Raw genomic sequence first — 22631 nt, 5'->3', positions numbered from 1 at the left:
CTACCTTATTTTAATTGAATCCAAGCTACGTTATTTAGTCTGCTTGGTGAGGTTTCATTTATAGTACCATCAAACATAACAGTAAATTTCATTCCAGGTTCTATTTTCTTTATTTTAATTTTTTCTCCAGATGATGCGAATAAATCAATTCCTTCTGTATTTATTAAAGTCTTATTTCCTATTAGTTCGTGAGCAGAACTCGTATATCCTTTAGCAACTATATCCATAGTTTCAATATTATTTTCAAGTACAACTAAATCTAAAGTTTCTATGCAGTTTGATCTTTCATCTTTTTCACAACTTAAAAATAAAAAAGAAGAAAATATTATTAAAAATAAATATAGATTTTTATGTTTCATAATAATACCTCCAAAAAAATTAGTTCAATATTATTATAAACTAATTGTAAATAATTTCCAAATAGTTTAGTATAAATATTATCAAGATAAATTAAATGAACAGAAACTAAGATATGTACTAAATTAGTACATTGTACTAAATTAGTACAGCTTATGTTAATTAGTGTACTAAAATAGTACATACAAGAAAAAGCTATAAAATACTTTGTTAAAAAAATGACTATTTTAGACGTTTTCATAAGAATGTGTCATTTTGGCATACTATTTGCTAAATATTATAGGCGAGGGAAAAATTTTTGATTATATAAAGGTATTAGGAGGAGAGAATTATGGGAAGATTTACATTACCTAGAGATATCTATCATGGAAAAGGATCTTTAGAAGTATTAAAAGGATTAGAAGGAAAGAAAGCAATGATCGTTATGGGCGGTGGCTCTATGAGAAGATTTGGTTTCTTACAAAGAATAGAAGATTATTTAAAAGAAGCTGGAATGGAAGTTGAAGTTTTTGATGGAGTAGAATCAGACCCTTCTGTTGAAACTGTTATGAGAGGCGCAGAAGCTATGAAAAAATTCAATCCAGATTGGATAGTTGGACTTGGTGGGGGTTCACCAATAGATGCAGCTAAAGCTATGTGGATTTTCTACGAACATCCAGAATTTACTTTTGAGGAAGCAATAGTACCATTTGGATTACCAAAATTAAGAAATAAAGCTAGATTTATAGCTATAGCTTCAACTAGTGGAACTGCTACAGAAGTTACTGCATTCTCAGTTATAACTGATTACAATGCTAAGATTAAATATCCTTTAGCTGATTTTGAAATAACACCAGATATTGCAATAGTAGATCCAGAACTTGCTGAAACTATGCCACCTAAATTAGTTGCACATACTGGAATGGATGCTATTACACATGCGATAGAAGCATATGTTTCAACTATAGCAGATAACTATACAGATCCACTAGCATTACATGCAATTGAAATGGTTAGAGATTATATAAAACCTTCATTTGAAGGAGACATGGCTGCAAGAGATGAAATGCATGATGCTCAATGTTTAGCAGGTATGGCATTTAGTAACGTATCTCTTGGAATAGTACATTCTATGGCTCACAAAATAGGGGGAGTATTCCACGTACCACACGGTTGTGCTAACGCTATATTACTTCCATCAGTTATTCAATATAACGCTAAAGAGTGCGGTGAAAGATATGCAAAAATAGCGAAGAGATTAAATCTTCAAGGGGAAACTACAGAAGAACTTGTAAATTCATTAGTTAAATTAATAAGAGATTTAAATAATGAATTAAATATTCCAGCATCATTTAAAGAATATGGAGTAGATGAAAAAGAGTTCGCTGAAAATGTTAAATATATGGCTAAAAATGCAGTCCTAGATGCATGTACAGCTACAAACCCAAGAAAAATCGATGATGAAACTATGGAAAGATTATATAATTGCACATTTGTTGGAGAAGAAGTTGATTTTTAATAATTTATATTCATAATTTAAGATACTTCTAAATTAGTAAAGGCTCTCGCATTTATATACGGGAGCTTTTATTTAAGTACATAAAAGTTATGATAAAAAGGGGAGTTTATTATGTATAAGATTTTAAAGAAAGAAAAATTAAACGATAATACGTTTCTTATGGATATAGAAGCAAAGAGAGTTAGTAAAAGCGCAAAGCCAGGTCAATTCATTATTATAAAAAATGATGAAAAGGGAGAGAGAATTCCTTTAACTATAGCAGATTTTGATAAAGAAAAAGGAACTGTATCTATAGTTTTTCAAGTTGTAGGTAAAGGAACTAAGGATTTAGCGAATTTTGAAGTAGGAGATAGTGTATCTGATTTTGTTGGACCACTAGGAAGACCTTCTGAATTTGTATCTGAAAATATTGAAGATTTAAAAAAGAAAAAATTCGTATTTATAGCTGGAGGAGTTGGGGCAGCTCCTGTATATCCTCAGGTTAAATGGATGAAAGAACACGGAATTGATGTTGATGTAATAATAGGTGCAAGAAGCAAAGATATATTAATTTTAGAATCAGAAATGAAAGAAGTAGCAGGAAATCTTTATATATCTACTGATGATGGTTCTTACGGATTTGACGGAAGAGTTACTGACCTTTTAAAGGACTTAGTAGAAAATAAAGGTAAACACTACGATGAAGCTATAGTAATAGGTCCTATGATAATGATGAAGTTTATGTGTATGTTAACTAAAGAATTAAATATACCTACTATAGTAAGTTTAAATCCAATTATGGTTGATGGCACTGGTATGTGCGGTGCTTGTAGAGTTACGGTTGGAGAGGAAATTAAATTTGCTTGTGTTGATGGACCTGAGTTTGATGGTCACAAGATAGATTTTGATGAAGCTATGAGAAGACAAACTATGTATAAAACAGAAGAGGGAAGAAAAATCCTTAAAGAAAAAGAAGGAGACACTCATCACGGTGGTTGTGGACATTGCGGAGGTGAAAAGTAATGGATATGAATGAGAGAATGGTTAGAGTAGCAGTTAGGGAGCAAGACCCAAAGGTTCGTGCTACTAATTTTAAAGAAGTGTGCTTAGGGTATAACGAAGAAGAGGCAATGAAAGATGCTAAAAGATGTCTTAAGTGTAAAAAGCCAATGTGTAGACAAGGCTGCCCTGTATCAATTGATATACCAGGCTTTGTTAAAGAAGTTGCAGAAGGAAACTTTGAAGAAGCAGCTAAAATTATTGCAAAATATAGTGCACTTCCAGCTGTTTGTGGAAGAGTTTGTCCTCAAGAATCTCAATGTGAGGGAAAATGTGTTTTAGGAGTAAAGGGTGACTCTGTTTCTATAGGAAAGCTAGAAAGATTCGTAGCAGACTGGGGTAGAGAACACAACATAGATCTTTCAACTAAGGAAGAATCAAAGGGTAAAAAAGTTGCAGTTATAGGGAGCGGACCAGCTGGTCTTACTTGTGCTGGAGACTTAGCAAAACTTGGATACGATGTAACTATTTTTGAAGCGCTTCATGAACCAGGCGGAGTTTTAGTTTATGGTATTCCAGAATTTAGACTTCCAAAGGAAACTGTAGTAAAAGGTGAGATTGATAATATCAAAAAGCTTGGTGTAAAGATTGAGACTAACGTTATCATAGGAAGAACTATAACTATAGATGAGCTTTTAAATGAAGAAGGTTTTGATGCTGTATTTATAGGTTCTGGTGCTGGACTTCCTAGATTTATGGGAATAGAAGGCGAAAATGCTAACGGAGTATTTTCAGCTAACGAATATTTAACTAGAGTAAATCTTATGAAAGCTTTTAAAGATGATTATGAAACTCCTGTTAGAACTGGAAGTAAAGTAGCTGTAGTAGGAGGCGGAAATGTTGCTATGGATGCAGCTAGAACTGCACTTAGACTTGGCGCTGAAACTCATATTGTATATAGAAGAAGTGAAGCTGAACTTCCAGCTAGAATAGAAGAAGTTCACCACGCTAAAGAAGAAGGGATTATTTTTGATATTTTAACTAATCCTACAGAGATATTAACAGATGAAAACGGATGGGTATCTGGAATGAAATGCGTAAAAATGCAACTTGGTGAACCTGATGAATCTGGAAGAAGAAAACCAGAAGTTATTAAAGGGTCTGAGTTTGTTATGGATGTAGATACAGTTATAATGTCTCTTGGAACTTCACCAAACCCTCTTATTTCTTCAACTACAGAAGGGCTTGAAATAAATAAGAGAAAATGTATAGTTGCAGAAGATGAAACAGGTAAAACTTCAAGAAAAGGAGTTTATGCAGGGGGAGATGCTGTAACTGGAGCCGCAACTGTAATATTAGCTATGGGTGCAGGTAAAGATGCAGCTGCTGCTATAGATGAGTATTTAAGTAACTTATAGTTTAAAATAAAATCTTTTTAAAAATTAAAGGAACTCTTTTTAGAGTTCCTTTAATTATATAGATATCTGATTATTTTAATTTTCCATCTTCTATTAATCTATTAGCTACGTAAGCTGCAACTTCACCTGTTATTTTTATGCAGTGAGCTTTTCTTTCAGGTGAATTGAATTCTTTAAAGTCTTTTGTCATAACTCTACAGCATGTACTTTTATACATCTCACGGATATAATCGTGTAGAGCTTTTGATTCTTCAAACATTTTATCGTTCATAGGTTCTAAATGATTTCTTCCATAAACCATTCCAAGTGCCATTACTCCACCACTAACTGCACCACAAAGGCAGCCAGATTTACCTATTCCTACAGGAAATCCAGAAGCTAGTTTAGTTACATCATCTGAAAAAGGTTTCCCTAAAGCATCGTTAATAGTTTTAACAACAGCTTCTGAACAGAAGAATTCTCCTCTTTCAAAATAACCTTCAGCAATTTTTCTGATTTCTTCTACTCTTTCTTTATTTGACATAAGTTATCTTTCCCTTCTAAGTAAAATAAGTTAAATTACAAATTCATTATACACTAAATCTATGTTACTAAATTGTAAAAGGATGAATATTATCTTCCCTATTTAAAATATAATAATTATAATTAAACTTATGTTGTAGAAATGGAGGTAATAGATGAAGAAAATGATTAAAGTATTAATTTGTGCAATTATTGTATTATTAGTTTTAGTATTAGGTTATGTTTGCTTTATGATAGTAACAGATTATAAACCAGAACCTATAGAAAAAGTTAATATAGAGAATAATAGAGAAAAAACGGTTAAATTAAATAAAGAATATACACTAACTACATTTAATATAGGTTATGCAGGAATGGATAAAAACGTTGATTTCTTTATGGATGGCGGAAAGATGTCTAGGGCTATAAGTGAAGAAGCTGTTAAAGCTAATTTAAATGGGATAGAAAATATAATGAAAGAAAAAAACTCAGATTTTTATTTTCTGCAAGAAATAGATAAAAAGGCAAGTAGAAGTTTTAACGTAAATGAAGTAGAAAGTGTTAATAATAATTTTAAAGATTATAGCACTTCTTTTGCAAAGAATTTTGATGTTAAATGGGTTCCCCTTCCTATAACTCATCCTCACGGAAGAGTTTTAAGTGGAATAATGACATTATCTAAATACTCTTTTAATAGTGCAGATAGATACGATTTACCAGGTAAAGAATCTTACTTTAGACAACTTGGTGATTTAGATAGATGTATGCTTGTAAATAGAGAAAAATTAGAAAATGGAAAAGAATTTGTTTTAATTAATGTGCATCTTTCAGCTTTTGATAAGGGTGGAAAAGTTAGAAAGGTACAACTTGCATTTATTAAAAAGTTCGTTTTAGAAGAATATAATAAAGGAAATTATGTTATTTTAGGTGGAGACTTTAATAACCAGCTCCCAGGAACTGATGCTTTTAATTTTAAAACTACAGAAGGTCTTCCAGATTGGATTCAAAAACTACCAGAAGATTTCACGCCTAAAGGATTTAGTATCTATTCAGATAAATTTACTCCAAGTAACAGAACAGTAGAAAAACCGTATGTTGACGGAGAAAATTTAAAATCAGTAATAGATGGATTCTTAGTTTCTGATAATATAAAGGTTAAAAGTATAAAAGGAAAAGACTATAATTTCGAATATAGCGATCACAACCCTACAACATTAACATTTGAATTAAAATAATTTTTTAAACCTAACTATATTTTTGTAGTTAGGTTTTTCTTTATAAAAATATGTTATATAGAAATAGTTATTTAAAATTGTATGGAAGAAATGTAAATTTTTAAAAAGGTTAATAGAAAGGTAAAATATTTATTTTAATATAAAAAGGAGGAGATGATTTTTTATGAAAAACAAATTAACATTAGCAGAAAAATTAGCATTATTAATAATGGATAGAGATAAATACGATTTAAATATTTTAGAAGATAGAAGAGTTAGAAGAAATATCTTAGGGTGCATTATAACAGAGATGATAAATAAAAACGCTTTATATGTAAGTGATGGATTCTTAGAAGTTTATGATGGAAATGTACCACTTAATAGATACGAAGAATATGTTAGTACTATAATAAGTGAAGATATTTTTGAAGTAGAAGAAGTTATTGAAGGGTTAGACCAAAAGACAGAATATAGCTTTATTATAGATAAATTAATAGATAATCTAAGAGATTATGAAGTTATAAAAGGAGAGGAAGAAAATTATCATTACGAAGTAAATAGAGATGTTATAGGTAGAATAATTAAAAGTATAGAAGAAAATCTAGATGTTTATAAAATAGTTAATAATGATGATTTAGCTTTAATGCTTTATTTTTACTACACAAAAATTGCAAAATATTATTTAAGCAAAGATGAAGTAAAAAAATTAAAAGAAAAATTAGATAATTTTAAAGATGATAAAGTTTATAATTTTGTTTTAGAAGAAGGGATAGATAGAGTTCCTAAAAAATATAGTACATCAGGAGACTCTAGAAAAAAATTAAATAAAGGGGATATAATAGCTTTTTCAAGTGAATTATTCTTTTAATAAAGTGTTTAGGTGATTATATATGAAAAAGAAGCTCTTTAGTAGTCTTTTAATATTTTTATTATTAGCTTTAGCCTTTATTTCTTGTGAAAATGCAAAAGATAAAACTATAACTTATAAGGAAAATAATAAAAATATAAATAAATCAAATTTAAGTTTAGAAAATTGTAGTTTTTCTGTAGAACCTAGATATGATTTACCTATAAAAGAAGAAAAGAAATGTTTACTAAAGCAGTTCGAAAGAATGAAAAATAAAAGTGAAAACTTATATTATAATAAAAAAACTTTAGGTGAAATTTTTGAATCTGAAGATAAAGACTTTACAATGTGGGACGATAAACTTAATGAGATCGGCGATTACTTAGGAAAAAACTTAAATAAGAAGGATTACGTAAAACTTAAAGAAGAAGAAAAGAAATGGGTTGTAAACCGCAAAATTAATGCTCATAATGCGGCGAATAAACTAAAATCTCAAAAAAATGAGCAAGTGGTATATACTAAATCTCTTATAGATAGCACAAGAAAAAGATGTTATGAAATAGTAAATAAATATATGAATTAAATTTGTGGTAAAATATTGTTAAGAAGCATCTTAGGGTTTGTAGAATTAAAGGAGGGATAAGTATGTATGCTGTAGATTTGTTTTTAGATGAGAAATCGTCGGAATACATAAAGAGTATATGGAGAGAACTATCAAAAAATAAAATTGGATCAGGGCTTGATAACGTGAAGCTTTTAGAGCCTCATATAACCCTTGCAATTTATGATGAAATTAATAATTTAGATGATTTTATAAATAGATTACGTGATTTTTCTAAAGGTTTAAAGAGTATGAAAAGTAGGTTTGACATTTTAGGATCATTTCCAACTACAGGAACTTGTTTGATTTCGCCTATGATAACAGAAGAGATTTTAAGCATGCATAGGGATTTTTATAAAGTTATGAAAGATTATGATTATAGTGCACGTGAATTTTATAAACCAGAAAGATGGAATCCTCATTGCAGCTTAGCTAGTGGTCTTAGCTTAGAAGAACTAAAAAAGGTATTAGACTACGCTTTAAATGTGTTTGTTCCTTTTGAAGGGGCATTTTATGGTATAGGTTTATATGATTTAAAAACTGATAAGCTTGGAAAAGTTATAAAAAGTAAAAGGTTATTTTAAATCTATCAATCAATTAAGACTAATTTAAGAATTATGTGAAATAAATCTAGTATAATAGTATATAATTATTAGTAAGAGTAGTTTGTTTGTTAGGGGTGAAGATTGGTGGAAGATTTAAATAAAGAAGATGAACTTAAAATAGAAGAAGATATAAAAAGAACTAAGAAAAAAATGAGGATTGCATTGATAGTTATGGTCGTAGCCCTTATAGTTTTAGGATTCTTTTTATATAATACATCAGGACAAATTTTCTCAAAGATAATGGGAAGTTAAAATAATTAGGCAATGAAAAAATAAATTTAATTTATTTTTCCATTGCCTTTATTATATTGTTACATTTATTTCGTAATCTTCAGAGTTTTCTTTAGCTTCTAAAAGTCTAGAAATCCCTTCCATATCTATTATAGTTAAAGTAAAATCAGTATTTGAATTAATTGATTTTATATAATCTTTTGCAGCTTCACTAACGGATCCTATAGTTATTATAATGCCTTCTTTAACATTATCTGAAACCATAGCGCCAATTAGGCTTTGACAAGGGTCTAACCCTATAGTTAAAGTATCTTCTTTTATATTTCTTTTACATTTTACATAGATCTTTTCAGAATCTAAAGTATTTAATATAAAATCTGCACCGCTAGAAAGATCAGAGTAAGGATCTTCTATACTTAATATATTAGAATTCCCGTCAAATAACCATTTACAAAACCCTTCGAATTCAAATCTAGATAGTTTGTTTATATTTTCTTTTTTAACTTTCAAAGAAAAATTATAATTTTGCTCTTTATATTTAGTAAGCCTATTTAAAATAGGGTATATAGCTTTTAATAGCATCATAAATGCTATAAATAATAAAATAAATTTAAGTGAACTAAACATAAAACACCTCCCTTATAAAAGATTATTGACAAAAAATTGGAATTTAATCATTTACTTAGATATAATAATAAGAAGTATTTTAGTGGGGTGATATTTATGATAAATAAAAGGTCTTTTTCTAAAGTAAGCGAAAGATACAAAGATTCTTTAGTATTAAAAAGTGAAGAGGAGTATTTATTTTCTAATATATTTAATTCTATAAAAAGATTATTTGGTGAAAGTGAAAATACATTAAAAAATCTTCCTTTAGATACAATAAATAATTACAAATCAAAGCCAAACAAAGTTCTATTCTTTTTAGTTGATGCCTTCTCTTATGAATTTTACGATTTATATAAAGAGGATTTTAAAAGCTTTAAAACTATAGAAAAAGAAGGAGTAGTATCTAAAATTTTAGCACAATTCCCGTCATCTACTACAGGAGAAATTACAACTGCCCTTACAAACATGCCGGTGCATGAGCATGGTATTTATGAGTGGTATTATTATGAAAAGTTTTGTGATAATAATATAAGTGCATTTTTATTTAAAGAAACAGAAAGCGATATTTATGAAAATTTAGCTAATAAGGGAATAAAACCAGAAGATTTTTTACCAAAAGAAAGTTTCTTTAAAGAACTTTTAAGTTTAAATGTTAAATCAAATGCATATCAACCAAACTATATAAACGATAGTACTTATAGTAAGTATATGTTTAGATACGCTAAGCTAAATAGTTATAAAAATTATGATGAATTATTTAAAATGTTAGAAACGGATTTAAGAAAAGATGATGAAAAGGAATATTATTATGTTTATATTCCAAACATAGATTCAATAGGGCACAAATACGGACCTAAATCCTTAGAGTTTAAATCGGAAATAAATAAATTATTTAAAGAGTTTGATAAATTCTTTATAAATATAAAAGATTTAAATCTAATAGATATAATAATTTCAGCAGACCACGGACAAATAGAAGCTGATTTATCAAAAATGATTTATTTAGATAAAGAAGTTAAAAATATAGAAAGATTTTTAAAGAAAAATAAAAAAGGAGATATCTATTCGCCTTGTGGGTACGTAAGAGATTTATTTTTACATGTAAAAGAGGATAAATTAGAAGACCTTAAAGATATACTTAGTAAAAAGCTAAAAGATAGAGCATTAGTTTTTACTATAGATGAATTATCAGGGCTAGGTGTATTTCCGTATATAAGCGATAGGTTTTATGATAGAGTAGGAAATTTAATTATTATTCCTCTAGATAATAACACGGTTTGGATGTATGAAAGCTTTAATCAAAAAGGAGTTCATGGTGGTTTAAGTAAAAGTGAAATGGAAATACCATTTTTATATTATAGTAAATAAAAAAATCAGTAGGAGGCTTCCTACTGATTTTTTCTAAGCTTTTTTTAATTCTGATTCAAGTTCAAGCATTAAATCTTTAACAGAAACTATTTCTTTTATTTTGTATGCATTTTCACCACAGAAGATAAGTCCATTATCTAAATCACCTTTAACTGAATTAATTAAAGCTTGAGTTATGCAATAAGGAGTATCAGCTGGGTTACAAGGTGTTAAGCAGTTATAACACTTTTGAACTTTGATATTTCCAAGGTTAGTTTTATCTACGAATTTATTTAAAATTGCACGGCCTGGCATTCCGACAGGACTTTTCACTAAGCCAATATCATTCTTTTTAGACTCTACGTAAGCATTTTTAAATTCTATAGAAGCATCACATTCGTGGGTAGCTACAAATCTTGTAGCCATTTGAACTCCGCTAGCCCCTAAAGATAGGTATTTAGATATATCGTATCCGCTGTAAACTCCACCAGCTACAACAACAGGTATCTCTTTGTTGTATTTTGCTTCATATTCTTTTACGTGATTAACTATATCAACTACAGTTTGATCAAAGTTTTCAATATGATTAATTAAGTCATCCTTTTTAAAACCTAAGTGTCCGCCGGCTTTAGGCCCTTCTACTACTACTAAATCAGGTGCAACATCATCGTGTTTATCCCAAAGTTTTAATATAACCTTGCAAGCTTTTAATGAAGATACTATAGGAGCGATTTTTACGTCGCTTCCTTTACAAAGCTTAGGTAATTGAGTTGGCATACCTGCACCAGATATTATTAAATCAACTTTTGCATCGATTGCTGTTTTTACGTATTCTGCGTAGTTTTTAGTAGCAACCATTATATTTGCACCGATTATGCCGTTGTTACATTTTTCTTTTGCTATTTTTATATGTTCTTTTAAAGCTCTTAAGTTAGCTTCTAAAGGATTTATTTCAAAGTCATTTTCTTTATAACCAATTTGTGCTGAAGAAATTATTCCTATCCCGCCTGCATTAGTAACAGCAGAGGCAAGTGATGATAAAGAAACTCCAACGCCCATACCTCCTTGTATTATAGGAAGTTTTGCGATTAGGTTTCCAATTTTTAAAGGTTTGAATTCCATTTTAAAACACCTCATTTATTTTGAAATTTAAATATTTTGATTATCAAAATATATTTTTAATTATAATCTAAAAAGAGAAATTAAACAACAAAAAGTTATTATTGACAGGCTAAAAATATTATGTTAAACTAACAGAGTCTTAGGGGTATGGCTCAATTGGTAGAGTAGTGGTCTCCAAAACCATTGGTTGTGGGTTCAAGTCCTACTGCCCCTGCCAAAAGCACTTAACGTTTGTTAAGTGCTTTTTTTATCGTTAAATGACGAAAAAAGTAGAAATTTGAATGTGTTAATAATTTGTTTAAATTTTTTTTATTAACATTGATTAAAAAATTAAAAAAATATGTATAAAATAAGTACGAATTATATATAAATAGCTTTTAAAAGTCTAAAAAGTAAAAAAATAATATAAAAAGTTAAAATTATATTAAAAAATATGTTATAATCTGAAATATAGAGAGCGGTAGGAGGAATAATATGTATAGAAAAAATATAAAAAAATTGTGTTAATCACAATTTTAGTTATAGCTGTTTCTATAGGGTTTACGACATTATATTTCGGATCAACAAAAACAGAAGCAGAGGGGAACGTTTCTAATGAAAGTTCACAAAGTAAAACGGATGATGTTAATGATGTAGTAAAGACGATAGTAGAAATGAATTATCAGCCTTTAACATCTATGGTAAAAGAAAACACTGAAAAAGGTTATCTTGTAATAGATGCAGATAAAGATACTATAACATGCAACCTTCACAGAATACTTGAAACTGCAAAAAATTTAAAAATCAAAATAACTTTTTTAAATAATGATGGTGTTTTTAATGAAGGAACATCTTTTTTCGAGTTAGTGGAAAAAGATGGACATACTGTATTACCACAATATATAGAAATTGAAGATATTTTAAATCAAAATAACGTTAAAATAATAAGAAATAAAAATGATATTGAAAGTATTGATAAAGAAGATGCTGCATTTATAATTAATAGCGATAATATCAAAACAGATTTTGTAAAGCAATTATCAGATGAAGTAAAAAATTTAGAAGGCAAAGGATATCATTTTAAAGCTTTTGTTTAATAGAAATAGATTCTTTATATTCCATAAATTACTACGTATTCAATTTATCTTATGAGAGATAATAAGAGTGTAAAGTAAATCAAAAGATTTACTTTAACAAAACCAATCGCAAAGGAGATGGACATTATGTCAAAGAACAAAGTTTTAGCAAACTTCAAAAACGAAGTAGCATCTGAACTAGGAGTACCATTCAAAGAGTACAACGGAGATTTAAGTTCTAAACAATGTGGATCTGTAGGTGGCGAAATGGTTAAAAGAATGGTAGAAAAATATGAGGATTCTCTAAAGTAGTTTGTAAGCATATATCGTTAGATATGTTTGTAAGCTGACTCGAAAGAGTTTTAGGGGAGAAATAAAGGGAAATTAGCTTTTATCTAAGCAATTAACCCGATATTTTTACTACCTACAAATTCAAGGGAGGTGCTAAGAAGAAATGTATATTTCATCTTAGCACTTTTCTTTTGCATTAAAGTTAGTTTAATAAGAATTTTAGTTTTTTAGGTATAAGGAGTATGTAAAATATTTTTTATTTTTATTTTTAGTAGGGTATGTGTTGTATTTAATTGTGTGTACAAGATAAAAATATACTACTAAAATGAAATTTACATTCTTTAAATATATAAAGTATAAGAAAACTATTATTAAGTAATGTATTAAAGCTTGTACCTAAATATAAAAATAATAGAAAACTTAAATGATTAAGCATTTTAAAATACTAGAAAAGGTGAAATTTTCGCGATGAATATTTTGGAATACGCAACTAAACCAACTAAAATATCTATCATAATATTTTGTGGCAATCCCTTTAAATGCTTTAAGCCAAGCCTTATGCGATAGATAGACATGATTTAACTCACTATAAACTTGTCTTTTTAACTCAGAAGTAATTTCAAATTTTGTTTTTTTATTAATATTAGTAGCGATAGTTTTAGAATAAACATCAGTTCCAATTAGACTATCTTCTAAATGAAACGGAAATTTTTCTTTGAAATTATTTCTAGCTAAATGAATATTAAATTTATTATCTAATAGAATCTTTCCAAAAATATTATGAGTTAATGATTTCGTACAACATATTAAATGTTTTTTTCTAGTGGGGCTATAAATTTTAGTTCCCTTTCTATTTTCTTTTATCCAATAAGTTTTTATTCCAATATTTATACCTGAATTATCTATTTTATTTTCTTTATTGATTTTTCTAAGTATCTTATGTCTCCAATAAAAGGCAGTCTTTATATTTATTTTAAGAAGGTTTGAACATAATCTGATAGAATAGCCTTTATTAAATAATTCTATATAAGAAGACCAAATTTCATCTGATTTCTTAGAATAATAGCTAACGGATTCATATCTTTTAGAAAAGGTTTTAAGGCAATCTTTACAAAAAAATCTTCTTTTATTTTTATAGAATCCATGTTTTCTAAAATTATTTGAATTGCAATGAGGACAATGGGTAATTTCATTCATAACATCACCTCCATATTAGGATTATTGACCTTATAAAATTAATTATTCAAAAAATTATAAAATAAAGATTGTCTACACAATTTTGTAAAACACAATGTTTTAAATAGTTAATAAGTTTATGATTAAATTGGATTTATTAAAGATGATATAAATAGTATAAAAGCATGTATACACAATATTATGGAACACACAGTTGAGTATTTTAAAAGAGGTTAAAAAATACATATAGAGGATCATGAAAGGCCAAAAATTATCAATTAGTAAGTAATAGGAGATTTACATAAAAAAATATGGTAAACTGAGAACGGGAGTTCGTTAAGGAGGAGTTTGATATGAAAAAAATTAAAATATTACATTCAGCAGATATACATTTTGATACTCCTTTTAAAGATTTTGATTTAAAGAGTGCAGAAAATAATAAAAGAGAGTTAAAAGAAGTATTTACAAGAATTATTAACATAGCTAATGAAAGAGATGTTGATATATTACTTTTAAGTGGGGATATATTTGATAATTATACTGTAAAAAAAGATACATTAACATTTATAAAAGAAGAAATAGAAAGATTAAAGCGAGCAAGAGTTTTTATAAGTCCTGGTAATCACGATCCATATAACTTTAAATCTTTTTATAAATTAGTAGACTGGCCTAAAAACACATACATATTTAAAGAAAAGCTTGAAAAGGTAGTATTAGAAGATTTGAAGGTATGTGTATTTGGTGAGGCCTTTAATGAGAATTATGTGCATGAATCTATGCTAAAAGATTTAAATGTAGATGAAAATTACATTAATATTGGTGTTATTCATAGTGAAATTACTAAAGGAAACACTACAAATGAATATAATCCTATTTCTTTAGATGATATAGAAAAAAGTAATTTAGATTATTTAGCATTAGGACATAGGCATAAATATGTTGGGGTTTTAAAAGAGGGGAAGACTAGCTATGCTTATAGTGGGTGTCCTCAGGGAAGAGGTTTTGATGAACTTGATGAAAAAGGAGTACTCTTATTAAATATAAGGAAAAACTTCGTAGAACATGAGTTTATTAAAACATGTATAAGAGAATATAAATCAGTTGATATAGATATAACTGGAGTTAAAAATTACATCCAACTTAAAAATAGGATTAAAGAAGAACTTGAAGGGTTTAACACAAAGATAGATATATTTAAGATAAATTTAGTTGGAGAAATAGATTCTGATTTTAATATAGATGAAAACATATTAAAAGAAAGATTAAAAGATAAATTTTATTTTCTTAAAATAAAGGATAAAACAAAAGTCTCATTAAATTTAGACTCTTTAGGAAGTGAAAATTCTATAAAAGGTATTTTTGTAAAAAAACTTAAAGAATCAATGGAAGAAGCAGATGAGAATGAATTAGAGGTTATAAATTTAGCTTTAAAACTTGGACTTTCAAGTCTTACAGAAGAAGAGGTGAATTTAGATGATTATTAAAAAAGCCATAATAAATAATTTTGGAAAAATAAAAGATAAAGAAATAGATTTAAAAGATGGGCTTAATATAATTTATGGTGAAAATGAGAAGGGAAAAAGTACTATAGAAAACTTTATAAAAGCTTGGCTTTTCGGATTTTCAAATGTACGTGGAAATAAAAATAATCTAAGAAAAAAATATATGCCTTTTACGGGAGAAAAAATGAGAGGTGAACTTATAGTTTCTTTTGAAGGAAGAGAGTATATCATAAAAAGAAGCTTTGGAAACACCAAAAAAGATGATGAATCAATAATACTCGATAGTTTAACTGGGGAAGAAATAAAAGAGATAAATAAAGATGCACCTGGAGAGTATTTTTTAGAGATAAACGGAAATACCTTTTCAAAAACACTTTTTATACCGCAGCTTGGAGTGCAAGTTTCAAAAGATAAGGACGAGCAAATAATAGAAAAGATTATAGAGCTTTTCGGGTGCGGCGAAGGGGAAGTATCTGTAGATAAAGCTATAGATAAACTTAAAGAAAATAGAAAAAGTATAACAACTACAAGAAAGTCAGGTAGGCTTGATATACTTAAAAATAGATATAACTATGTAATAGAAGAGAGATATGAAAGCTACAATATAGCAGAAGAAAATTTAGAAAATGAAGAAATGCTTCAAAAAGAAAAAGAAAAGAAAGAATTATTAAAAGAAGATATAAAAAAATTAGACCTTTATAAAAAGCATAACAAAAAGATGCAGCTTCAAAAAGAGTATAAAGAGATAAGCACTTATCTTAAAAGAAGCGAAAATTTAAAAAGAGAAGAAGAAGAGCTTAATAGAGATTTAGTTAAAGGAAATGGTTCTATTACTATTTCTTTTATTGATGAACTAGCTAGTGATAATAATAGATACCTAGCGCTTTTAGATACTAAGTGTGAGAAGGAGCTAGATCTAAGATCTTTAAAAGAAGAATATGAAAAAAATGTTTTAGAAGATAAAAGCTTTGAAGTTTTTGATTCTATGGATGATGGAATAAAAGAAAAATTAATTAAGCTAAATTTAGAACAAGAAACTTTAAAAGATAAGATTTTAAAGGGTGATGCTTTAAAGAAGTCTATAGACGATGAAGAGATTAGATTAAGTCAAAAAAAGAAATTCTTAGGGGATATCATTAAATTAAAAGATAATAAAGATGAAATAAAAGATTTATTTAACCTTTATGAAGAAAGATTAAATATGCTAAAGGGTGCTATAACTAAAGCACCAAACAGTGAAAAGATTAAAAATAATAAGGAAAAGGTTCGAAAAGAGAAGAATATTTCCGGGGGAATAATAATAGCTTCTATTTTAATCTCTATTTTAAATCTTTCTATTTTAGGGGGAGGAGCTTTATTTTATATTATTTCTTTTATATGTTTAGCTTTAGGGGCAGCACTATTTATTAAATCTAATAAAGAATTAAACAATATAAATAGTAAGGGAAAGTTATTAGACGAAGTAGATTATTTAAATAAAGATATAAAAAATATTGAAGATAAATTAAATGGATATATGGATACTATAAATTGCAATAGTTATGAAAATCTTTTAAGGGCTATAAATTCTTTAAATAATTATTTAGCCTTAGAAGAGAAAACTTTTATAGTATTAGAAGAGAGAAGAAAAAATTTAAATGATTTTGATGTAGTAGCCCTTAGAGAAAAGTATCTTCAAAATTCAAAAGTGATAACTTCTATAATAAAAGTTTCAGGTGCTAATAGCATAGAAGAAGTTTATGAAAAATTAGATGCTTATAAAAAGGTAAAAGATAATACTATAAATTTAGAGATACAAATTAAAACTAAGAGCGAAGAGCTAGATAGAATTAATTATGAACTTCAAAGCAAAGAAAAGAATATAAAAGAAAAACTTATATATATGAATATTGAAGGAATAAATTTAGTTAATCTAGACGTATATTTAAAAGATGTTAGGGAAAAACTAAATAAAAAAAGTGATTTGGAAAATGCTTTAAAAGGTGTAGAAGAAACTTATAAGGTTTTATTAAAAGATAGGGATATAGATTCTATAAAAGAAGAACTTAAAGATATTCTTAATATTGATGGAGAGTATTCTTATAAAAATGAAGAGGATATAGAATTAGAAATAAGGTCTAAATCTAATGAGCTTATTGAAACAGAAAAAAGAATTAAAGATTTAGAAAACGAAATAAAGAGTAGTTTTTTAGGTAGAAGAGATATAAGTAGAATAGAAGAAGACTTAAATAATATAACAGAAGAGATTTCTTCTTTAGAAATAAGGCTTAAAGCTATAGATTTAGCTATAGAAACTCTTTTAGTTTCAGGTAGAGAAATTAAAAACAACTTTGGACCAACTCTTAACAAAAAGATCTGTGAAAACTTCAAAAAACTAACTTCTGATAAGTATAAAGAAGTTAAATTAAATGATGATTATGGAATGTTAGTTAGAGATTCAAAGGATATGTTTAATTCTGATTTTTTAAGCTGTGGTGCAAACGATCAGCTTTATTTAGCCCTTAGAATTGCGTTTATAGAACTTATCTTTAAAAATGCTAAAGTTCCTGTAATTTTAGATGATACCTTTATACAATATGATGATATTAGAAGAAAAAATGCAATGCATCATATAATGCAAAAAGGCTTTGAGCAAATAATATTATTTACTTGTCAAAAGATAGACCTTAAAATAGCAAAAGAACTAGAGCTTGAGTTTAATTATATTAGTATATAAAATTGACAAAGTTTCTAAATTATAATAATATTACACTATAGCAAATGCAAATCATATGCAAAAAGGAAGTGTAAGAGTGAAAAAGTTTTTAAGCGTTTTATTTGTAGGAATATTAGCCTTATCAGCTGTAGGCTGTTCTTCAAATGGAAAAGATGCAAATTCTGATAAGACTGACAAAAAAATAAAAGTAGTTGCATCTATTTATCCTTTAGAACAATTTACTAAGATGATAGGTAAAGATAAAGTAGAAGTCAAAACTTTAGTTGGGCCTGGGTTAGAGCCTCATGATTTTGACCTTAAGCCACAAGATACTAAAGAACTTATGGAAAGTAATATATTTGTATATAACGGACTAGATATGGAGCATTGGGCAGACGATGTTTTAAATTCTTTAAAATCTACTGACGTTAAAGTTGTTTTAGCAAGTGAAGGAGTTAATACTAGAAAAGAAGGCGACACTGTTGACCCTCACGTTTGGTTAAGTTTAAAAGAATCTGAAATCGAAGCTAAGAATATTTTAAATGCTTTAGTAGAAAAAGATCCTTCAAATAAAGATTACTACGAAGCTAACTATAAAGAATTAGTTAAAGAGTTTGATAATCTTTATAATGAGTACAAACCTAAGTTTGAGAAACTTAAAAATAAAGATTTTATAACTAACCACGAAGCTTTTGGTTACCTTTGTAGAGAATTTGGATTAACTCAAAAATCTGTAAGTGGTATCTTCCAAGAAGGAGAGCCTACTCCTCAAAAGTTACAAGAACTTGTAAACTACTGCAAGAAAAATAACATTAAAGTTATTTTTTCAGAATCTACAGCAGAGCAAAAAACTTCTGAGACTTTAGCAAAAGAAGTAGGTGCAAAGGTTGAAAAAATTTATACTCTAGAAAGTGAGCAAGATTCTAAAAGTTATCTTGAAGCTATGAAGTATAATTTAGAAACTATTTATAGTAGTTTATTAGAAGAAAATAAGTAAAAAAACTAAGACTCAGAAAAGGATAGGTTAATCCGTTTCTGAGTTTTTATTTAGTTTATACATTAAAAAAATATATAAACTAAAATCTTAATACAATACTTAAGAAATCATAAAAAGGATTAATTTTGAGTTATATTACATTAAAACCATAATGAAAATAAGGGTTTTATGATATAATAATTACATAATATGGTTAGGAGGTGCTTTTTATTAAGGCTTTAGAATTTTACACAAAAAACATAGAAAAAGCAAAGAACGATATAAAAGAATTAGATAAAAAAATTAGTTTAATAGGTTGGGTTAGACTTTTAATAGTTATAGGGATGTTATACTTTGGCTATAAATTTTTTAATTCTAACAATGTAACGCTTTTAGTAATTAGTGAAGTTATTATAATAGGTATTTTAGCTTCAGTAGTTTTATATCATACAAAGCTTATGAATAAAAAAAGAAAACATAATATATTTATAGATATAAATAAAAGAGGAATAGATAGAGTTAACGGTGAGTTTAAAAACGTCGTAGATAATGGAAGTGATTATATAGATGACACTCATGCCTTTTCATCTGATTTAGATATCTTTGGGAAAAATTCATTATTTGCATTAATAAATGATACTACTACAAAAGGTGGTAGAGACAGACTTTCAAAAGAATTAACTTTAGAAAATTTCAAAGAGATAGAAGAGTTAAAAGAAAAGAGCAAAGGGATAAAAGAACTTAGCGAAAAGGCTACTTGGAGACAAAACCTTAGAGTAAACGGTATTTATAATTTCAAAAACACAAAAAAAGAAATAAATGAAATAGAGGCACTTAAAGATTTTTCCAAAAGTGAAGTTAAAAGAAATAAGCTAAGTAAAATTATAGCATATTTAATGATTGCATTTAATGCTTTAAGCATTATAGCATCAATTACTTCGATAATTCCTTTAACTTATTTGATTTTAGTTTTAATAATCGACTATGGAGTAGTTACAGCTTTAACTAAAAAGAAAAAAGAAGAACTTGTTGTTTTTAAAGATTTAAAAAATACTATAAAAATATATGCAGATGCCGTTAGTTTAATAGAAGAGGAAGATTTTGAATCTTCTTATATAAGAAATATAAAAGATAAATTAAAAACTAATTCTAAAATATCTGCAAGATATGAGATGAAATCATTAGCTAGTCTTTCAGAATGGGTTGGAGACAGTACTAGTAATGCTTTTTACTTGGTTTTAAATATATTATTTTTCCTAGATGTTTTTATTATAGAAAACTTAGAAGCTTGGAAAGAAAAAAATGGTAAACACCTTGAAGAGTGGCTATCAGCAGTTAGTGAAATAGATGCACTTTCAAGTATATCTAATTTGCATTTTGATAACGAAACTTGGGTTTTCCCAGAGATTGTAAAAGAGAAGGTAGTTGTAGCTAAAGAAGTAGGGCATCCTTTAATAGGAAACAGAGCAGTTAGAAATGATTACTCATTAGAGAATGGTAAAATGGTAACTTTAATTACTGGTTCTAATATGTCTGGGAAAAGTACTTTTTTAAGAACTATAGGTTTAAATCTTGTATTATCTTATATTGGAGCACCAGTTTTTGCAAAAGAATTTAAATGCGGAAGATTTAATGTTAGTACTTGTATGAGAACTAAAGACAACTTAGAAGAAAGTATTTCATCTTTCTACGCAGAAATTCTTAGAATAAAACTTCTAATAGAAAAGACTGAAAAGGGAGAAGATGTATTTTTCTTATTAGATGAAATATTTAAAGGAACAAATTCAGAGGATAGACATACAGGTGCTAAAGAACTTATAGCACAGCTTATGAAAGGCGATGCTAGAGGGATAGTATCAACTCATGATTTTGAACTTTGTGATTTAGAAAAAGAAGATAAAAGAATTGAGAATTATAACTTTAGAGAATATTATGAAGATAATAAAATAAAATTTGATTATAAGCTTAGAAAGGGAAGAAGCACTACTCAAAACGCTATTCACCTTATGAAGCTAGCTGGAATTAAATTTTAAACTAAAGGGGAATGAGTGGGGAAAATGGGATATGTGATAATAGATTTGGAGTTTAATAATCTTCAAAATATAAGTAAGCATTACAATAATTTTTATGATAAATATAAAGAATTAAAAAATCCTGAAGTTGACAACGAAATAATTGAAATTGGAGCTATAAAGGTTGATAAATATATGAAGATTGAAGATAAATTTAAGCTTTATATAAAGCCATCAATCTTTCCAATTTTAAATCCAGAGATAGAAGATATGACAAATATCAAAGAAAAGGATTTAGAAAGTGGAGTTAGCTTTATAGAAGGAATGGAAAAATTAAAAGAGTTTTCAAAAGGATATATAATCTGCTCTTGGGCTAAAGATGATATTATCGAGATTATAACAAACTCTCATTATCATAAGTATAGTGATTTAAAATGGATAGACAGATATATAGACCTTCAAGAATACGCAACAAATGTTTTAGGTTCTAAAAAATCTTTAAGTTTAAGATCAGCTTTATCTATGCTTAAAATAAAAATTGATGAAGATAAACTTCATGATGCTTTAAATGATGCTTTTTATACTGTTTCAGTTTTTAAAAGTATATATAACTTTAGGATTTTAAAAAATTATATAGTAAATGATATATACAATATGCCAGCTATAATAATTAAAGATCTTAGAAATGTTAATCTAGATAGAAAAAAAGTTAAGTCAATTTGTCCTAAGTGTAAAGGAAATCTAGTTTTAGAAAGTGATTATATGCCTTTAAGGTGGAGATATATTTCAGTTGGAAAATGTTCTAAGTGTAATTCTAGAATTTTAAATGAAATTGTCATCAAAAAGACACTAATTGGCGATATAATATATAGAGAAATAGGTAGTAGTATAAATGAGTGGGAATATTCTGACTACAGTTATAGGTTAGAAAAATATTTCTATAAATTAAAAGTATAGAAAAATTTATATAAAGGATAGGGATAAATATGAATATTGCATTTTTTCTTACACCAAAAAATGAAGTGGTGTGTGAGAATTTAGAATCTACAATGAGACAAGTTATGGAGAGAATGGAGCACCATGGCTATACGGCCATTCCTTTATTAGACAAGCATGGAAGATATGTAGGCACTTTAACAGAAGGGGACTTACTTTGGAAACTTAAAAACACTCCAGAGTTAAATTTTAAAAACACTGAAAGTGTTAAAGTAAAAGATATAAAAACAAGAAGAGCACATAAAAGTGTATCTATTAATGCAAACATAGAAAGTTTAATATCACTTGCAGTTAATCAGAATTTTGTACCTGTAGTCGATGATGAAGGTATATTTATAGGGATAATAAAAAGAAGTGATATTATAAATTATTGTTATAAAGAAATGAAAAATGAAAAAATAGTTTAATTCTAAAAGATGTCTAAATTCAAATTTAGGCATCTTTTTTTGCAGGAAATAAAAAAATAACTATAAAGCTTTAAATCGGCTTTAAATAAAGGACTATAGATTAAAAGAGTAGATAAAATTATTTGTAAATATTAAATATTTTAAGTTAATAAATAAAAAAGTAGTTGACAATAAATATCATTCAAAGTATTAT

General features: G+C 27.5%; 22 protein-coding genes and 1 tRNA gene. 18 read left to right on the top strand and 5 right to left on the bottom strand.

The features are described from left to right. Positions 1 to 5: 5 nt before the first annotated feature. Positions 6 to 359, bottom strand: a complete 354-nt coding sequence (locus M4I33_RS05020) for a hypothetical protein (protein WP_257915785.1) — start codon at positions 357 to 359, stop codon at positions 6 to 8. Positions 360 to 688: 329 nt separating this feature from the next. Between M4I33_RS05020 and M4I33_RS05015 the strand changes: the two genes are divergently transcribed. The 3 genes from M4I33_RS05015 (at position 689) to gltA (ending at position 4251) form a co-directional block, all read left to right on the top strand. Further along, positions 689 to 1855: an iron-containing alcohol dehydrogenase gene (locus tag M4I33_RS05015; protein ID WP_257915784.1), complete on the top strand. Its 1167-nt coding sequence runs from the start codon at positions 689 to 691 to the stop codon at positions 1853 to 1855. A gap of 111 nt (positions 1856 to 1966) precedes the next feature. Beyond that, complete coding sequence (locus tag M4I33_RS05010; protein WP_257915783.1) at positions 1967 to 2857, top strand: sulfide/dihydroorotate dehydrogenase-like FAD/NAD-binding protein; 891 nt, start codon at positions 1967 to 1969, stop codon at positions 2855 to 2857. After that, positions 2857 to 4251 (top strand): NADPH-dependent glutamate synthase, encoded by a 1395-nt coding sequence (gltA, locus tag M4I33_RS05005; protein WP_257915782.1) that lies wholly within the window; start codon positions 2857 to 2859, stop codon positions 4249 to 4251. Before M4I33_RS05010 ends, gltA begins: the two co-directional genes overlap by 1 nt. A gap of 70 nt (positions 4252 to 4321) precedes the next feature. On the opposite strand, the gene M4I33_RS05000 is transcribed toward gltA, so the two are convergent. Then, the gene (locus M4I33_RS05000) at positions 4322 to 4774 is read right to left on the bottom strand and encodes a C-GCAxxG-C-C family protein (protein ID WP_257915780.1); all 453 of its coding nucleotides are present in this window, start codon (positions 4772 to 4774) and stop codon (positions 4322 to 4324) included. Between the two features lie 154 nt (positions 4775 to 4928). Between M4I33_RS05000 and M4I33_RS04995 the strand changes: the two genes are divergently transcribed. The 5 genes from M4I33_RS04995 to M4I33_RS04975 all read left to right on the top strand — a co-directional run bounded on the left by M4I33_RS04995 (position 4929) and on the right by M4I33_RS04975 (position 8271). Next, positions 4929 to 5987 carry an endonuclease/exonuclease/phosphatase family protein gene (locus M4I33_RS04995; protein ID WP_257915779.1) on the top strand — a complete coding sequence of 353 codons (1059 nt, stop codon included), beginning with the start codon at positions 4929 to 4931 and terminating at the stop codon, positions 5985 to 5987. 163 nt (positions 5988 to 6150) lie between these two features. Further along, complete coding sequence (locus tag M4I33_RS04990) at positions 6151 to 6834, top strand: hypothetical protein (protein ID WP_257915778.1); 684 nt, start codon at positions 6151 to 6153, stop codon at positions 6832 to 6834. A 22-nt stretch (positions 6835 to 6856) separates the two neighbouring features. After that, on the top strand, positions 6857 to 7396 hold the full coding sequence (locus tag M4I33_RS04985; RefSeq protein WP_257915777.1) for a lysozyme inhibitor LprI family protein: 540 nt from the start codon (positions 6857 to 6859) through the stop codon (positions 7394 to 7396). A gap of 62 nt (positions 7397 to 7458) precedes the next feature. Next, positions 7459 to 7998 carry a 2'-5' RNA ligase family protein gene (locus M4I33_RS04980; RefSeq protein WP_194189571.1) on the top strand — a complete coding sequence of 180 codons (540 nt, stop codon included), beginning with the start codon at positions 7459 to 7461 and terminating at the stop codon, positions 7996 to 7998. A gap of 105 nt (positions 7999 to 8103) precedes the next feature. Beyond that, the gene (locus tag M4I33_RS04975) at positions 8104 to 8271 is read left to right on the top strand and encodes a hypothetical protein (RefSeq protein WP_194189572.1); all 168 of its coding nucleotides are present in this window, start codon (positions 8104 to 8106) and stop codon (positions 8269 to 8271) included. 51 nt (positions 8272 to 8322) lie between these two features. On the opposite strand, the gene M4I33_RS04970 is transcribed toward M4I33_RS04975, so the two are convergent. Beyond that, entirely contained in the window at positions 8323 to 8877 is a 555-nt protein-coding gene (locus M4I33_RS04970; protein WP_194189573.1) for a restriction endonuclease, read from the bottom strand. A gap of 96 nt (positions 8878 to 8973) precedes the next feature. Between M4I33_RS04970 and M4I33_RS04965 the strand changes: the two genes are divergently transcribed. Continuing rightward, entirely contained in the window at positions 8974 to 10227 is a 1254-nt protein-coding gene (locus M4I33_RS04965) for an alkaline phosphatase family protein (protein WP_257915776.1), read from the top strand. Between the two features lie 33 nt (positions 10228 to 10260). On the opposite strand, the gene M4I33_RS04960 is transcribed toward M4I33_RS04965, so the two are convergent. Next, positions 10261 to 11328, bottom strand: coding sequence for a nitronate monooxygenase family protein (locus M4I33_RS04960; protein ID WP_257915775.1), 1068 nt, complete (start codon positions 11326 to 11328; stop codon positions 10261 to 10263). A gap of 141 nt (positions 11329 to 11469) precedes the next feature. On the opposite strand from M4I33_RS04960, the gene M4I33_RS04955 reads away from it, so the two are divergent. The 3 genes from M4I33_RS04955 (at position 11470) to M4I33_RS04945 (ending at position 12695) form a co-directional block, all read left to right on the top strand. Further along, positions 11470 to 11545 (top strand) — tRNA-Trp (locus tag M4I33_RS04955). A 283-nt stretch (positions 11546 to 11828) separates the two neighbouring features. After that, a complete protein-coding gene (locus M4I33_RS04950; RefSeq protein ID WP_257915774.1) occupies positions 11829 to 12404 on the top strand; it encodes a hypothetical protein in 576 nt (191 codons plus the stop codon). Positions 12405 to 12530: 126 nt separating this feature from the next. After that, the gene (locus tag M4I33_RS04945) at positions 12531 to 12695 is read left to right on the top strand and encodes an alpha/beta-type small acid-soluble spore protein (RefSeq protein WP_194189577.1); all 165 of its coding nucleotides are present in this window, start codon (positions 12531 to 12533) and stop codon (positions 12693 to 12695) included. Between the two features lie 399 nt (positions 12696 to 13094). Here M4I33_RS04945 and M4I33_RS04940 read toward each other — a convergent pair whose 3' ends face one another. Then, entirely contained in the window at positions 13095 to 13871 is a 777-nt protein-coding gene (locus M4I33_RS04940) for a hypothetical protein (RefSeq protein ID WP_257915773.1), read from the bottom strand. A gap of 332 nt (positions 13872 to 14203) precedes the next feature. Between M4I33_RS04940 and M4I33_RS04935 the strand changes: the two genes are divergently transcribed. From M4I33_RS04935 to M4I33_RS04910, 6 genes are all read left to right on the top strand, one after another. After that, complete coding sequence (locus M4I33_RS04935) at positions 14204 to 15334, top strand: DNA repair exonuclease (protein WP_257915772.1); 1131 nt, start codon at positions 14204 to 14206, stop codon at positions 15332 to 15334. Further along, positions 15324 to 18068, top strand: coding sequence for an AAA family ATPase (locus tag M4I33_RS04930; protein WP_257915771.1), 2745 nt, complete (start codon positions 15324 to 15326; stop codon positions 18066 to 18068). The genes M4I33_RS04935 and M4I33_RS04930 overlap by 11 nt, the downstream gene beginning before the upstream one ends. 76 nt (positions 18069 to 18144) lie before the next feature. Further along, on the top strand, positions 18145 to 19044 hold the full coding sequence (locus tag M4I33_RS04925; protein ID WP_257915770.1) for a metal ABC transporter solute-binding protein, Zn/Mn family: 900 nt from the start codon (positions 18145 to 18147) through the stop codon (positions 19042 to 19044). Between the two features lie 200 nt (positions 19045 to 19244). After that, positions 19245 to 21056 (top strand): DNA mismatch repair protein MutS, encoded by a 1812-nt coding sequence (locus M4I33_RS04920; RefSeq protein WP_308367239.1) that lies wholly within the window; start codon positions 19245 to 19247, stop codon positions 21054 to 21056. 24 nt (positions 21057 to 21080) lie between these two features. Beyond that, a complete protein-coding gene (locus M4I33_RS04915) occupies positions 21081 to 21992 on the top strand; it encodes a 3'-5' exonuclease (protein WP_257915769.1) in 912 nt (303 codons plus the stop codon). Between the two features lie 29 nt (positions 21993 to 22021). After that, positions 22022 to 22438: a CBS domain-containing protein gene (locus M4I33_RS04910; RefSeq protein WP_194189583.1), complete on the top strand. Its 417-nt coding sequence runs from the start codon at positions 22022 to 22024 to the stop codon at positions 22436 to 22438. The last annotated feature ends 193 nt before the right edge of the window (positions 22439 to 22631 follow it).

This window comes from Clostridium sp. LY3-2 (assembly GCF_024705715.1).
Taxonomy (GTDB): Bacteria; Bacillota; Clostridia; order Clostridiales; family Clostridiaceae; genus Clostridium.
This window is presented reverse-complemented; position numbering and strand designations above follow the sequence as displayed.

Bases quoted from the DNA above. Each gene is read 5' to 3' on its own strand.
- M4I33_RS04965 (WP_257915776.1), top strand. From the start codon at position 8,974: ATGATAAATAAAAGGTCTTTTTCTAAAGTAAGCGAAAGATACAAAGAT.
- M4I33_RS04935 (WP_257915772.1), top strand. From the start codon at position 14,204: ATGAAAAAAATTAAAATATTACATTCAGCAGATATACATTTTGATACT.
- M4I33_RS04945 (WP_194189577.1), top strand. From the start codon at position 12,531: ATGTCAAAGAACAAAGTTTTAGCAAACTTCAAAAACGAAGTAGCATCT.
- M4I33_RS04930 (WP_257915771.1), top strand. From the start codon at position 15,324: ATGATTATTAAAAAAGCCATAATAAATAATTTTGGAAAAATAAAAGAT.
- M4I33_RS04980 (WP_194189571.1), top strand. From the start codon at position 7,459: ATGTATGCTGTAGATTTGTTTTTAGATGAGAAATCGTCGGAATACATA.
- M4I33_RS04960 (WP_257915775.1), bottom strand. From the start codon at position 11,328: ATGGAATTCAAACCTTTAAAAATTGGAAACCTAATCGCAAAACTTCCT.
- M4I33_RS04995 (WP_257915779.1), top strand. From the start codon at position 4,929: ATGAAGAAAATGATTAAAGTATTAATTTGTGCAATTATTGTATTATTA.
- M4I33_RS04970 (WP_194189573.1), bottom strand. From the start codon at position 8,877: ATGTTTAGTTCACTTAAATTTATTTTATTATTTATAGCATTTATGATG.
- gltA (WP_257915782.1), top strand. From the start codon at position 2,857: ATGGATATGAATGAGAGAATGGTTAGAGTAGCAGTTAGGGAGCAAGAC.
- M4I33_RS05020 (WP_257915785.1), bottom strand. From the start codon at position 359: ATGAAACATAAAAATCTATATTTATTTTTAATAATATTTTCTTCTTTT.
- M4I33_RS05000 (WP_257915780.1), bottom strand. From the start codon at position 4,774: ATGTCAAATAAAGAAAGAGTAGAAGAAATCAGAAAAATTGCTGAAGGT.
- M4I33_RS05015 (WP_257915784.1), top strand. From the start codon at position 689: ATGGGAAGATTTACATTACCTAGAGATATCTATCATGGAAAAGGATCT.
- M4I33_RS05010 (WP_257915783.1), top strand. From the start codon at position 1,967: ATGTATAAGATTTTAAAGAAAGAAAAATTAAACGATAATACGTTTCTT.
- M4I33_RS04990 (WP_257915778.1), top strand. From the start codon at position 6,151: ATGAAAAACAAATTAACATTAGCAGAAAAATTAGCATTATTAATAATG.
- M4I33_RS04915 (WP_257915769.1), top strand. From the start codon at position 21,081: ATGGGATATGTGATAATAGATTTGGAGTTTAATAATCTTCAAAATATA.
- M4I33_RS04910 (WP_194189583.1), top strand. From the start codon at position 22,022: ATGAATATTGCATTTTTTCTTACACCAAAAAATGAAGTGGTGTGTGAG.
- M4I33_RS04985 (WP_257915777.1), top strand. From the start codon at position 6,857: ATGAAAAAGAAGCTCTTTAGTAGTCTTTTAATATTTTTATTATTAGCT.
- M4I33_RS04940 (WP_257915773.1), bottom strand. From the start codon at position 13,871: ATGAATGAAATTACCCATTGTCCTCATTGCAATTCAAATAATTTTAGA.